The following is a 13,812-nucleotide window of genomic DNA, read 5'->3' on the forward strand; positions in this document are numbered from 1 at the left end:
TCTTCGTGCTCTCGGTCAGGCGGTTCCGTTCGGCTCCTCGACGAGCTCGCGGCCGGTGAGGAGCTCGCTCAGCTCGGCCGCGGTCGGGTACACGTACAGCTCCCGGAGCGTCACCGGCGGCAGCCCGGCCCGGCGCAGCGCACCGGACAGGCGCACCGCGAGCAGCGAGGTGCCGCCGGAGACGAAGAAGTCGTCATGCGGGCCGACATGCTTGCCGAGGACCTCGCGCCACACCCGCAGCACCGGGTCGTCGGCCGGCTGTGCGGCCTCGGGAGCCTCGGCGGCCGGGGTGTCAGGGGTGACCGGCTTGAGCCTGCTCACGTCCACCTTGCCGTTGACGGTCAGCGGCAGTTCGGAGAGCAGCGTGAACGTCGCCGGCACCATGTAGTCCGGCAGGAAGCGCGCCGCCCGCTGCCTGATGTCCTCCACGGACACGGCCTCGTGCTTCGGCACCAGATACGCCTCCAGGTGGACGTCGGCCGCGTCGCCGTCGTGGTCGTTGAGGACCACGGCGGCGGCGGTGACGTTCTGGTCCTCCAGCAGGACCGAGCGGATCTCGCCGAGTTCGATGCGGAAGCCGCGCACCTTGACCTGGCCGTCGATCCGGCCGAGGTGGTCCAGGCGCCCGTCCGGGCGCAGCCTGCCCAGGTCGCCGCTGCGGTAGACCCGCTCCCCGGTGACCGGGTCGGACACGAACCTTTCGGCGGTCAGCTCCTCCTGGTTCAGGTAATGGCTGGCCACGCCCGCGCCGCCGACGTAGATCTCGCCGGGCACGCCGAACGGCTGCACCCGGCCCTCCGTATCCCGCACGGACAGCGACCAGCCCGGCAGGGCCCGGCCGACCGAACGGGACCTGGCGCTGACGTCCTGCGGTGTGAGCGTCTGGCTGGTGACGTGCACGGTGGTCTCGGTGATGCCGAACATGTTGACCATCCGGCACCGGGTGTGCGGATGCCTGCGGAACCAGTCCTGCAGGGACCGTACGTCCAGTGGCTCACCGCCGAAGACCACCAGACGCAGCGCGAGATCGGCGGAGCGCTCCGCGTCGACCTCCTTGAGCGTGGCGAACGCGGACGGGGTCTGGTTCAGGATGGTCACCCGGTGCCGCACCAGGAGGTCGTGGAAGTCCTCAGGGACGCGCGAGACGAAGTACGGCACGACGACCAGGTGCCCGCCGGTCAGCAGCGCGCCCCAGATCTCCCAGACCGAGAAGTCGAACGCGCTGGAGTGGAAGAGCGTCCACGTGTCGGCCGGTCCGAGCCCGAAGTCGTCGGCGGTCGCCGCGAGCAGCGCGCCGACGTTCCGGTGCGGCACCGCGACGCCCTTGGGCCGTCCGGTGGAGCCGGACGTGTAGATCACGTAGGCGATGGCGTCCGCGCTGACGTTCAGGTCCGCGACCGGCTCACCGGCGGCCCGCGACAGCTCGCTCGCCTGCAGCACGGTCACCCCGTCCACCGCGGGGAAGTCCGCCCTGGAGGAGAGCACCAGCCGGGCGCCGGCGTCGGTCACCATGTGGACGATCCGTTCCGCCGGATAGGCGACGTCCATCGGCACATAGGTGGCGCCGGCCTTGAGCACGCCGAGCAGCGTGATCACCAGGTCGGCGTCACGGTCGAGGCACACGCCGACCCGGTCCGCCGGGGTCACCCCGTAGCCGCGCAGCGCGGCGGCCACCGCGTCGGAACGGGCGTCCAACTCGCCGTACGTCAGCGTGCGGTCGGGATCGGACAGCGCGGTGGCGCCCGGCTGGGCGGCGACCACCTTGCGGAACAGTTCGTGGATGGGCGCGACCGCCGTATCGCCCCGGGCCGGGGTGCGCCCGGCGGCGACGATGGCGGCGGCTTCCGCGGTGTCCAGCAGCTCGATGTCACCGACCCGGGCGTCGGCCGGAGCCTGTGCGAGCGCCGCCACGAGGCGGTCGATGTGCCCGGCGAACTGCCGGGCGATCTCCGGGGCCAGCACACCCTCGTCGTAATGCAGGGCACCGCTCAGGGTGCCGTCCGCGTGCCGCTGCCAAGCCAGCGTCACCGGGAAGACCGGCTCGAGGACGGGCCGGTAGACCTCACCGGTGCGGCCCTCGGTCAGCAGGACCCCGACCGCGGACAGGCCGGACAGCGGCTCGCCGCCCGCGGCGCCGGCGTGTGCCGAGGCGTCGAGCAGGTCGGCGACGCGGGTCGCGTCCGCGACCGGGAGGGCGACCGACCGTTGCGTGTCCGCCGCCGCCAGGTCCCCGGTGATCAGCGTGAACCCGGCGCGCTCCGTCTGGCCGTATCGGGCCAGCACGACCGCGGCGGCCGCCACCGGCACCGCCGCTGCCGCGTCGTCCGCTACCGCGGTGGCGGTCAGCTCGACGGTGCCGGTCCGGCCCTTCTGGTCCGCGGCCCCGAGGCCCCACGGCAGCTCGGGCGGACCGCCCTGGAGGCTGCCGCCGGCCACCGGCTCCGGCAGTGTTACGGGATGCGCCGGGTCCGCCAGCGCCGTGGCCAGCTGGTCCAGGGCGCGCCGGTCCACGGCCCTGCGGTGTGCCACCAGCACCAGGTCGGCCGCGCCGTCGGCGTAGCCGAGGACGACGGCGCGCACGATGACCGGGGAGCCGTTGACCGCGCGGCCGGCCTCCCGGGTGCGGCGCCGGTGCGCGGCCGTGTGCTCCGCGCCGACGTCCAGTGCCTCGTCGAACAGCTGCATATCGCCGAGGACCGGGTGCCGTTCCGTCAGGGCGGTCAGGTTCGCGCGCACCGTCTCCGCGTCGGTCCCCGCGGGCAGCCGTCTGATCAGGCTGTGGCAGGAACGCGCTGGGTGAGCGTCGAACTCGGCGTGGGCGAAGAGCCGGCCGCTCGGATGATCGGCCGCGGGGGCCTCCGGGGCCGCTTCGCTGGAGACGGACATACTCACTCCTTTTGGTGAGGCCGGGAGAAGGGTCAGCGGGCGGAGAAGCCAGCATCCACGGGGACCACCGTGCCGGTGACCTTGCGGGAGTCGTCGCCCGCGAGCCAGATCGCGGCACCGGCGACGTCGGCCGGGTCGACCAGCGAATCGGTCGCCACCGACTCCAGATAGACGGCTTCCTGCTCCTCGTAGCTGATGCCGAGGGCGTCGGCGACGACCGAGGTCATCTGGCCGTCCACGGCCGGGTCGTCCCGCACCGGCCCCGGGCACAGCGCGTTGACCCGGATGTTCAGGGGCGCGTAGTCCAGCGCGGCGGCCTTGGTCAGGCCGATCAGACCGTGCTTGGAGGCGCAGTATCCGGCGAAGTGCCGGTAGCCGACGAGGCCGGCCGTCGACGCTACGTTGACGATGCTGCCCGACCGCTGGGAGACCATGACCGGCGCGACCGCCGTGATCACGTGCCAGGCCCCGGTGAGGTTCACGTCCAGGATGGCGTGCCACTCCTCGTCGGTGAAGTCGTGCGCGAACTTCCCCGACGGGGCGCCCACTCCGGCGTTGTTGATCAGGGCGTCGATCTGCCCGAACCGGTCCGCCGCGGCCGTGATGGCCGAGGACACGGCGGACCGCGAGCGCACGTCCGCCGTGGCGACGAGCACGGAGGCGCCGTTCTTGCGGCACTGCTGCGCGGTCTGCTCCAACTGGTCCGCGGAACCCAGGGCGTAGGGGATTTCCGGAAGGTCACCGGCGATGTCGATGAGCACGACGTCCGCGCCTTCCTCGGCGGCCCGCACGGCGCAGGCGCGGCCAATTCCCCTGGCCGCACCTGTGATGACGATGGTCTTCTCATGCAGTGCCATGGGGGAGCCCTCCGGACTCGACGCGGTCGGCGCCGATGGTCTTCGAGATCAGTTCGAGCAACGGCTTGGCGTCATCCGCCGGATACATATGTCCCCCGGACAATTCGACCAGGGAGAAGTCCGCGGTGGTCACGTCCTGCCACTTGGCGACTTCTTCGCGGGTGACGAACGAGTCGTCGTCCGCGTAAACCGCGGTCATCGGGACGTCGAGCGGGGCGCCATCGCGCGGCCGGTAGCCTTCGTCCATCGCGTAATCCGCGCGCAGGGTCGGTATCAGCAGCTCGCGTATCTCCGGTACGTCATACGCGGCATACTGTCGCCCGGTGGTTTTCTCGACGTGCTCGAGGAATTCGTCGTCGGTCATTCCGGACACGTCGCTGACCGGTCCCGCTGACGGCGGGCGCGCCGCGCTGACGAATAGGTGAACCACCTCGGTACGCGCGGTTTCGGTGATGCGCCGGGTGAGCTCGTAGGCGAGTGCCGCGCCGAGGAAACAGTGCCCGAACAGCGCGACCGGGCCGGTCCCCGCCGCCGCCAGCGCGGCCGGAAGCAGCCCGTCCGCGGCGGCGTGCAGGTCCCGGTACGGCTCGTCGTCCAACAGGCGTTCACGGCCAGGCAATTGGAGCGGTGCGGCCACCACCCCGCTCAGACCCTTCCCGATCACGTTCCACGGGCGGAAGAAATTCGCTCCGCCGCCGGCGAACGGAAGGCACAGCAGCGGCACCCCGCCGCGCTGCGAAGTCGGCTGGTTAGTCACTGCATTTCCTCCAGGCGGAAGCTATTGCTGCGGTCATCGCTGGGCGAAGGAGTTCGAGGTGACTGGATAAACCCGAGTTCGGGCTGGCCATGATGGCACAGTACGTCAGTTGGGCACAGGCCGTACGGACCCGGTGAGGGCTCGCGACGCTGCCGACCTTGCCGCGCTGGTGGTAGGGATTCTACGGTGGACAGCATTCCAGGGTGACTGCGGATGCCGGGTGTCCTGTCGACAGGACAGCGGCAATCCATGAACCCTTGTCAGGCCCTGGCGATTACCGATTCCGAGATACTCCCCGGCCTGCGCATGATGCTCGTAGAGGAGTAAGTGGCAATGATTCCCCTGTCCTACGCGCAACGCCGTATGTGGTTTCTGCACCGGATGGAAGGCGAGTCGGAGAACTGGAACATGCCGGCCGCCTTCCGGCTGACCGGATCCCTGGACCGGGCCGCGCTGGCCGCGGCGATCCGCGACGTCGTCGACCGTCACGAGGTCCTGCGCACCGTCTACGTGACGAACGACGACGGCGAGCTCCACCAGCGGATTCTTCCGACCGCGGATGCGGCGCCGGAGGTGCCGGTGGTCGAGGTGCCGCCCGACGACCTGTCCGGCGCGGTCGAGGAGGCCATGACGGCCCGCTTCGACCTGGCGGCCGACATCCCGGTGCGGGTACGCCTGTTCCGCTGCTCACCCCAGGAACACGTCCTGGTCCTGGTCGTGCACCACATCGCCGCGGACGGTTCCTCGTTCGCGCCGCTGATACGGGACCTGGCCGAGGCGTACACCGCCCGCCGGGACGGCGCGGCTCCGCAGTGGGAGCCGCTGCCGGTGCAGTACAAGGACTACACGGTGTGGCACCGCGAGCTGCTCGGTGACGTCGCGGACCCGGCGAGTCTCGCCGCCAAGCAGATCGCGTACTGGCGCGGGGAGTTGGCCGGAGTACCGCAGCCGCTGAACCTGCCGGTGGACCGCCCGCGGCCCGCGGAAGCGAGCGGACGCGGCGCCGTGGTCGACCTCGTCGTGGGTCCCGAGGTGGGGGCCGGGCTGCAGAAGCTGGCCGATGAGCGCGGCGTGACCCTGTCGATGGCGCTGCACGCGGCGCTCGCGGTGCTGCTGTGCCGGATCGGCGGCGGCGAGGACGTGACGATCGGCAGCTCGATCGCCGGGCGGACCGACGAGGCGCTGGCCGATCTGGTCGGGTTCTTCGTCAACACCCAGGTGCTGCGGGTGGACCTTGCCGGCGACCCGCGGTTCACCGAGCTGCTCGCCCAGGTGCGGAACAAGTCGCTGGCCGCCTACGAGCACCAGGACGTCCCGTTCGACATGACGGTCGAGGCGATCAATCCCGTCCGCTCCGCGGCGTACAACCCGCTGTTCCAGGTGATGCTCGGCCTGCAGAACTACGAGAGGTCGCAGCTCGAACTCCCCGGGCTCACGCTGGAGGTCGAGCAGGGCACCAAGTCGACCGCCAAGGTCGACCTGTTCTTCAACCTGGTCGCGGACGACGCGGGGGCGCTGCGCGGCGACATCTCGTACGCGGTCGACCTCTTCGACCGGGAGACGGTCGAGGCCGTCGGCACCCGGTTCGTGCGGGTGCTGGAGCAGGTGGTCGCCGATCCGGGCGTGCGCGTCGCAGACGTCGACGTGCTGAGTGCGGGGGAGCGGCAGCGGCTGGTGGTGGAGATGAACGACACCGCCGAGCCGACCCTCGATGACGGGCTGGTCGCGGCGGTGCGCAGGCACGTAGCGGCGACTCCGGAGGCGCTCGCCGTCATCGGCGAGGACGAGTCGCTCAGCTACCGGGAGCTGGACGCGCGGTCGAGCCGGCTGGCGCACTGGCTGGTCGACCGCGGGGTACGGGCGGAGTCGCGGGTCGCCGTATGCCTGCCGCGGACGGTGCACCTGGTGGTGGCGCTGCTGGCGGTGCTGAAGGCCGGCGGGGCCTCCGTCCCGATCGATCCCGACGATCCGCGGTCCCGGATCGACCGCATCCTCGAGCACGCGGATCCGGTGCTCGTCCTCGACGCCGACGCGCCGGCCGGCGCGGACTGCGCGGGCTACCCGGACGCGGCACCGGAGGTGGCCGTCCGGCCCGATAACACCCAGTACGTGACCTATCTGCCGGGTCCGGCAGGGGAGTTGGAGGGGGTGGAGACCCCGCGCGGCGCGGTCGCGAACTCCCTGGCCACGACGGAGCGCCGGTTCCCGCTCTCGGCCGCCGAGCGGATGCTGTTCAGCACGAGCGTGGCGCTCGGCATGGCGCACACCGAGCTGTACCTCCCGCTCGTCTGCGGCGCGGCCGTGGTGCTTGCGGCGAAGGACACCGTCGCCGACGCGTCGGCCGTCGCGGAGCTGATGCGCCGCCACGAGGTCACCGCGGTGCAGGCCACGCCCGCCTTCTGGCAGCGGCTCCTGATGCACGAGCCGCACGCCGCGAACGGGCTGCGGATCATCATCAGCGGGGAGGTCGTGCCGGAACGGCAGGCCAGGCTCCTGGCGAAGCAGGCCGCCGAGGTCTTCCATGTGTACGGCCCGGCGGAGATGACGACCTGGTGCACCGGAGCCCGCGTGAAGGTGGGGGCCGGGGTGCCGATCGGGGTGCCGGCCGGGAACACCCGGGCGTACGTGCTCGACGCCCGGCTGCGCCCCGTTCCCCGCGGCGTGCCGGGCGAGTTGTACGTCGCCGGTGCCGGGATGGCCCGCGGCTACCGGAGCCGGCCTGAGCTGACCGCGGAGCGGTTGGTGGCGTGCCCTTACGGTCCTGCCGGCGCCCGGATGTACCGCACCGGGGACCTGGTGCGCTGGGACAGCAACGAGCAGCTGGAGTACCTCGGGCGCACCGATCGCCAGGTGCAGATCCAGGGCTTCCGGGTCGAGCCGGCGGAGATCGAGCGGGTGCTGGCCGGGCATCCCGGTGTGGCGCGGGCGGCGGTCGTGCCGCGGGAGAACCAGGACGGCGGCAAGCGCCTCGTGGGCTATGTGGTGCCCGAGCCCGATGTGGCGGAGACCGAGGACGGTGTCCAGGCGCTGCTCGCCGAGCTGCCCGCGTACCTGCGTGAGCGCCTCGCCGACCACCTGGTGCCTTCCGCGCTGATTCCGCTTCCGGAGATCCCGCTCACCCCGGACGGAAGGCCCGACCCCGGCGCGCTGCCGTCCGGGGACACGGACACCGCGGACAGCCGTGGGCCGCGCAACTCCCACGAAGAGAAGTTGTGCGCCCTGTTCAGCGAGTTGCTCGGCGTCGAGAGCGTCGGCGTCGACGACGACTTCTTCGAACTCGGCGGACACTCGCTCCTGGCCACCCGGCTCAGCGCCCGTATCCGCAGCGAGTTCGACCTCGACGTGCCCCTCAGAGCGATCATCAAGTACCCCACGGTGGCCGAGCTGGCCGCCCTGCTGATCATCGGCACGCCCGGGGAGGTCTCCGACCCGTTCGCCGTCGTGCTGCCCCTCAACAGCGATCCCGGTACGGGAAAGCTCCCGCTGTGGTTCCTCCACGGCGGCGGCGGGCTGGGCTGGGCGTTCTTCAGCTTCGCGCTGCATGTGCAGGACCGGCCGGCCTACTCCCTGCAGTCCCGCGGCTGGAACGGCGTGGACAAGCTGACCGGGTCGGTGGAGGAGATGGTCGAGGACTACGTCGACGAGATGGTGAAGATCCAGCCGGAAGGCCCCTTCCAGCTGGTCGGCTGGTCCTACGGCGGCACCGTCGTGCACGCCGTCGCGGAGGCGATCGACCGGCGCGGGCGCGAGATCGCCTTCGTGGCCATCCTGGACTCCCAGCCGGGCGGGAAATACTTCGAGGCGCTGCACGCCGAGCGGACGCCGGCGGTCTACCGCGAAGAAGTCAGAAAAACCTTCGGCCAGTACTTCGGCACCGAGAACCGGCAGTATCTCGTGGACAGCATGGCGAGGATTCTGGCCAACAACGTGGCCATCATGTCGAAATTCGAACCGCCGGTGTACCGCGGTGATGTGCTGTTCTTCAACGCGACGCTCGAGGAGAACTCGTACGCGCATCTGTGGCGGCCGTACGTCCTCGGTTCCATCGAGATACACGACGTGCGTTCCGTGCATACCGAAATGCATATGCCCGGGCCCGCGGCCGAGGTCATGGAGATCATCAACAGCAAGATGGTGGATGGGGTTGGTCGGGGTGAATAAAGCACCCGGCAGGTCCGCGGAACAAGGCGAGCGGACCACGCTGTTGTGCGTGCCGTTCGCGGGAGCCGGCGGTTCGTTCTTCCACCCGTGGCGGGCGCTGTCCGCCGGCCGGTGGCGCGTGGTGGCCTTCGAGCCGCCCGGCAGGGAGCGGCGGATGCTGGATACGCCGTACCGGAATGTCGTCGAGGCGGCCAAGAACGAGGTCGACGATCTCGCCGCGACCCTCGGCGAAGGCGCGCGGGTCGTGGTGTTCGGGCACAGCCTGGGAGCGGTGCTCGCGTACGAGTTCGTGCATCTGCTGAGCACGCGTGATGTGCACGTCCAGCAGCTGGTCGTCAGTGGGTCGCCGGGTCCGTGGACCCAGCGCGAGCGACGGGCGACGGGGCTGCCGGACGAGGAGTTCTTCGCCCGGGTCGAGGAGTTCGCCGGATTCCGGCACGAGGCTCTCGATCACCCCGAGATGCGTGAGCTGATCCTCCCCGTGCTGCGGGCCGACTGCGAAATGCACGAGAACTATGTGCCGAGCACCGACGAACCGGTGCGGGTGCCGATCTGCTCGCTGCGCGGTGCCTCCGACGGCCTGGTCACCGCCGCGGAGGCGCAGCAATGGCGGGACGCGACCACGGACGAATTCAGCTATACGGAGCTCCCCGGCGACCACATGTACCTGACCGACAGCGGCCGGGAGGTGCTGGACGTGATCGATGCCCTGCAGGAAAGGCACTCGTGATTACCCACATCGTTCTCTTCAAGCTCAAGAACGGAATCGAGCGCTCCGCTCCCGATGTCGTCGAGGCCGAGAAGTTCGCCAGGGCGGTCGGCAGCAATGTTCCGGAACTCATCGACTGGCGAGTGGGCTGGAACACGATCGACCGTGACATCTCCTACGACTTCGCCGTGATCGGAGTGCTGCCGGATCTCGCCGCGCTGGAGGCGTATCAGGCGAATACGTACCACCAGCAGTCCGTGCAGAAGTGGCGAGCGATATCCGACTGGGTGGTCGCCGACCTGGAAGACATGTGAGGGAGGCCTCGTGTTCACACGATACGACCCGGAATCTGCGGCGCTCACCGACGAACTGCGCGAACGGTTCGACGAGTTCGGTGAGGGCAAGTGGACGGCCGCCGAGCTCGAGAACCATCAGACCGGCAAGCTGCGCGAGGTGCTTGCCTACGTACGCGCCAACTCCCCCTTCTATCGCGAGAAGTTGAGGGACATACCGGACAGTGTGCTGGCCGGACTGCGGGTGGGGGATATCCGGAATCTTCCCTTCACCACCAAGCAGGACCTGCAGCAGGCCCAGTTCGACGTGCTCTCGCTCCCCGTCTCCGACGCCTGGACCGTCTACGAGACCACCGGCACCACCGGGAACCCCACCCCGTGCCCCCGTACCAACGGGGACAGCATCCACAACAACACCGTGCTCACCGCCTATTACCGGGACATCTTCGCGCGGCACGGAAACCGCCAGGTCATCGGCATCTCCGGCCCCACCGAGCTGCACGCCACCGGGGACACGTTCGGCGACGTCTGCCGCAACCTGGGGCACACGGTGGCCAAGATGTGGCCGCACTCGCCGGTGATCGGCTTCGACCGCGCCCTCGAGGTGATGCGGCTGCTGCCGGTGACCGGGTTGTTCTGCACCCCGGGCATGGCCCTGCGGCTGGCCCAGAAGGCGGTCGAGGCGGGGCTCGACCCGCGGCGGGACTTCTCGCTCGACCTGATCATGCTCACCGGCGAGCTGCTGTCGCCCAGCCTCCGCGACAACATCGGCACGGTCTGGGGAGCGGACGCGCACAACTGCCTCTACGCCTCCCAGGAGGCCTCCGTCCTCGCGGCAGCCACCTCCGACGGCACGCTCCGCACCGCACCGCTGATCAACCACTACGAGGTGATCGACCCCGGCACCGGCGAGCCCGCGGCGCCCGGCCCCGACGGGGTGCGCTCCGGCGAACTCGTCGTCACGAACCTCTACACCGGCGCGAAGCCGCTCGTCCGCTACCGCACCGGGGACCTGGTGCGGATGTCGGAGCCCGGGCCCGGCGCCGCGGTGCCGGCACCCGCGCTGGAGCCCATCGGCCGGGTCCGCGACCGGCTCGAGATCAACGGGCATGTCGTGGGCGGCTACGACCTGGAGAACCTGCTGCTGCGCCGCTTCCGCGGCTATCTCGACTACCAGATCACCGTGACCCGCGACGATACGGGCACGGACCTGCTCACCCTGACCCTGAACACCGACCTGTACCGGCAGGGCGGGACGGACACCCAACGGGCCGTGGCGGACTGCCGCGAGGAGCTGGACACCGCGCTGAGCGTGGCCTTCGGCGACCCCGGCCCCATCACCAGCACCGGCGCCATGGTGAGCTGGAAGGCGGCCCGCGTGGTGGACCGCCGCGACCCGCGCGCCACCACCTCGACCGAGTCCCGCTCGGCCGAACGGATCGCCGCGGCGAGGGCATGATGGCCGGCCCGTTCCCCTCCGCCCCACCGCGGCCGGCGCAGCTCGGGCTCGGCGCCTGGGCGTACGACCGCGGGGAGTTCGTACCGGCGCAGGCTCCCCGGCTGCCGCTCTCCACCCAGGGCCTGCACTACGGGACCGGGGTGTTCGAGGGCATCCGCGCCTACCGCTCGGACGGCGGGCACCAGCTGTTCCGGGCGCACGAGCACTACGCGCGCATGCTGCGCGCCTGCCGGATGCTGCGGATCACGGGAATCCCGGCGACGACACCGGAACTCATCGACATCACCGTCGAGCTGCTGCGGAGGAACGCGCACGACGGCGACGTCTATGTGCGTCCGCTGGCGCACAAGCTCTCCCTGCTGCCGGACACTCCGCCCGGGGTCTCACTGGCCGGGGTGTCCGACGCGCTGTCCATCACCACGTTCGGGTATCCGACGGCCGGCGGCGTCAAGGAGGTGCGCTGCGCCCTCAGCGCGTGGCGGCGCCCGCCCCGCGACGCGCTGCCCGTCCAGGCGAAGATCACCGGTGGCTATGTGACCAGCGCCCTCGCCTGCGACGAGGCGCGGGCGGCCGGATACGACGACGCCATCCTCCTGGACCGGTCCGGCAACGTCGCCGAAGCGACCACCGCGAACGTCTTCGCGGTCCGGGACGGCGGCCTCGTGACCCCGCCGGACGCGGGCGACCTGCTGGCCGGCATCACCAGGGACACGGTGATCACCCTGTGCCGGGAGGCCGGCATGACGGTCCGGGAGAACCCCCTCAGCCCCGCCGACCTCTACACCGCCGACGAGGTGTTCCTCACCTCGACCGCCAAGGAAGTGGCCGCTGTGGTCGCCCTGTCCGGCCGGGACATCGGAAGCGGCACCGCAGGACCCGTCGCGGCCCGGGTGGCCGCGCTGTACCGCACGGCCACGACGGCTCCGGACGCTCAGGACGCTCACGACGCTCAGGACCGAGCCGGGGGCGCGGGTCATCCGGAGTGGCTGACCCCCGTTCAGCCCGCGTCCCGGCGTGCCCACCTCCCCGGTCAACACCCCCGCCAAGCGAAGGAAGATACGGATGACGCTGCCTAACTTCATCTCTCTCCTGCGCCCTGGCTCCGATCGCCCCGCGGTCGTCGGCACGCTCGGCCCGCCGGGCACGAGCAGCGAGGTCGCGGCGAAGCGGTACGCCCTGCAGATGGCCGGGTGGGAGGAGCCGTCCGCCGCCGTCCGGCTGTTCGACACGTACGAGCGGGCGGGCGAGGCGCTGCACGCCAGCGAGGTGAGCCACATCGTCGTGGCCAACGCCTACCGGGAGATCAACCCGTTCTACATGGACCCGGAGGTCGAGCTGGCCGGGGTGTTCGTGATGGACACCCCGCTGTACGGCATCGCCAAGCTCCGCGGGGGCGGGCCGGTGCCGGATTCGCCGACCATCGCGAGCCACCCCGCGCCCGAGCCGATCATCGCGCAGCTCCTTCCGGACCGCCATGTGACGTACAAGGTGCTGCACCAGGACTCCACCAGCACCGCCGCCTACGCCGTCGTCGACGGCATCGCCGATCTCGCGCTGACCACGGTGCCGGCCGCGCAGCTGCACGGCCTGGAGTTCATCTCCGGGACCCGGCCCATCCGCATGGTCTGGTCGGTGTTCACCAGAGCGACGCAGTTCGGCAGAGCGGCGCACGCCCACGACAAGGAGGCGAAGTTGTGCTCCTGATGACCGGAGACCAGGTACGCGAGGCCTTTCCCGTCGCCGAGGCGCACCGGGTGGTGGCCGAGGTCATGCGCCGGTTCAGCGCAGGAGACGTCGTCCAGCCGGTGCGTACCGTGCTCGGATCCGGCCGGGACGCCTCGCTGTTCGCCGCCATGCCGTGCCATGTCGCCGGTGAGTCCGATGCCGGCTACGGCCTGAAGGCGGTGCTGCACGCGCCCGGCAACAGCGCCCGCGGCCTGCCGACGCACGTGGGCATGGTGGTGGTGTTCGACCCCGAGACCGCCCAGCCGCTGGCCATGATCAACGGTGCGGCCGTGACCGCGCTGCGCACGGCCGCGGCGTCCGCCGTGGCGACCGAGGCGCTGGCCGCCCCGGGGGCCGGCGACCTGGCCCTGATCGGTGCGGGCACCCAGGCGCGCAGCCATCTGCTCGCGCTGCGGGACATCCGGCCGCCGCGCCGGGTGCGGCTGTGGAACCGGGGCCGCCCGCGGGCCGAGGAGTTCGTGGCGTGGGCACGCGCGAAGGCCGGCCTCGACGTCGAGGTGGCGGACACGCCGGCCGACGCCCTGCGCGGCGCCGACCTGGTGTGCACGACGGTCGACACGGTCGAACCCGTCGTAACGGCAGCGGACTTGGCGGACGGCGTGCACATCAACGCCGTCGGCTCCTCCGTCCCGGGCAAGCGCGAACTCGACGCCGCCGCGGTGGCCTCCTGCTCGGTCTTCGTGGACAGCAGAGAAGGCGCCCTGCGCGAGTCCTCCGAGATCGCGTCGCCCGTAGAGGAGGGCCTGGTGCCCGAGGACCGGCCGCTGCCCGAGCTCGGCGAGGTGCTGCTGGGCAAGCACCCCGGCCGTACGTCACCGGCCGAGCGCACGCTCTACAAGTCGCTCGGCATGGCGGCGCAGGACGTTGCCTCCGGATTCGCCGTCGTCCGTGCCGCGCGGCGCCTCGGCATCGGCACCGAGGTCGACTTCGCCTGCTGAGACCCC

General features: G+C 71.0%; 10 protein-coding genes. 7 read left to right on the top strand and 3 right to left on the bottom strand.

The annotated features are described in order from the left end of the window. Positions 1-15: 15 nt before the first annotated feature. Genes G5C51_RS05790 through G5C51_RS05800 form a run of 3 tightly spaced genes read right to left on the bottom strand, consistent with a single transcriptional unit; the run spans position 16 to position 4,500 of the window. Positions 16-2,886: an amino acid adenylation domain-containing protein gene (locus G5C51_RS05790; protein ID WP_165232742.1), complete on the bottom strand. Its 2,871-nt coding sequence runs from the start codon at positions 2,884-2,886 to the stop codon at positions 16-18. Positions 2,887-2,918: 32 nt separating this feature from the next. Beyond that, the gene (locus G5C51_RS05795; protein ID WP_165232745.1) at positions 2,919-3,743 is read right to left on the bottom strand and encodes an SDR family NAD(P)-dependent oxidoreductase; all 825 of its coding nucleotides are present in this window, start codon (positions 3,741-3,743) and stop codon (positions 2,919-2,921) included. Further along, entirely contained in the window at positions 3,730-4,500 is a 771-nt protein-coding gene (locus G5C51_RS05800; RefSeq protein ID WP_165232748.1) for an alpha/beta fold hydrolase, read from the bottom strand. The genes G5C51_RS05795 and G5C51_RS05800 overlap by 14 nt, the downstream gene beginning before the upstream one ends. 333 nt (positions 4,501-4,833) lie before the next feature. Here G5C51_RS05800 and G5C51_RS05805 point away from each other — a divergent pair, with 333 nt between their 5' ends. The 7 genes from G5C51_RS05805 to G5C51_RS05835 are packed head-to-tail and all read left to right on the top strand — an operon-like array spanning position 4,834 to position 13,806. Further along, positions 4,834-8,661, top strand: a complete 3,828-nt coding sequence (locus tag G5C51_RS05805; RefSeq protein WP_165232751.1) for a non-ribosomal peptide synthetase — start codon at positions 4,834-4,836, stop codon at positions 8,659-8,661. After that, a complete protein-coding gene (locus G5C51_RS05810; RefSeq protein ID WP_165232754.1) occupies positions 8,639-9,391 on the top strand; it encodes a thioesterase II family protein in 753 nt (250 codons plus the stop codon). The genes G5C51_RS05805 and G5C51_RS05810 overlap by 23 nt, the downstream gene beginning before the upstream one ends. After that, positions 9,388-9,684 (top strand): Dabb family protein, encoded by a 297-nt coding sequence (locus tag G5C51_RS05815; protein WP_165232757.1) that lies wholly within the window; start codon positions 9,388-9,390, stop codon positions 9,682-9,684. The genes G5C51_RS05810 and G5C51_RS05815 overlap by 4 nt, the downstream gene beginning before the upstream one ends. A gap of 10 nt (positions 9,685-9,694) precedes the next feature. After that, positions 9,695-11,122, top strand: coding sequence for a phenylacetate--CoA ligase family protein (locus G5C51_RS05820; protein ID WP_165232760.1), 1,428 nt, complete (start codon positions 9,695-9,697; stop codon positions 11,120-11,122). Next, entirely contained in the window at positions 11,119-12,198 is a 1,080-nt protein-coding gene (locus G5C51_RS05825) for an aminotransferase class IV (RefSeq protein ID WP_206313476.1), read from the top strand. The genes G5C51_RS05820 and G5C51_RS05825 overlap by 4 nt, the downstream gene beginning before the upstream one ends. Next, the gene (locus G5C51_RS05830) at positions 12,185-12,826 is read left to right on the top strand and encodes a hypothetical protein (RefSeq protein WP_206313485.1); all 642 of its coding nucleotides are present in this window, start codon (positions 12,185-12,187) and stop codon (positions 12,824-12,826) included. The genes G5C51_RS05825 and G5C51_RS05830 overlap by 14 nt, the downstream gene beginning before the upstream one ends. Beyond that, on the top strand, positions 12,826-13,806 hold the full coding sequence (locus G5C51_RS05835) for an ornithine cyclodeaminase family protein (RefSeq protein WP_206313487.1): 981 nt from the start codon (positions 12,826-12,828) through the stop codon (positions 13,804-13,806). Before G5C51_RS05830 ends, G5C51_RS05835 begins: the two co-directional genes overlap by 1 nt. The last annotated feature ends 6 nt before the right edge of the window (positions 13,807-13,812 follow it).

The organism is Streptomyces coryli (assembly GCF_011044975.1).
GTDB lineage: Bacteria > Actinomycetota > Actinomycetes > Streptomycetales > Streptomycetaceae > Streptomyces > Streptomyces coryli.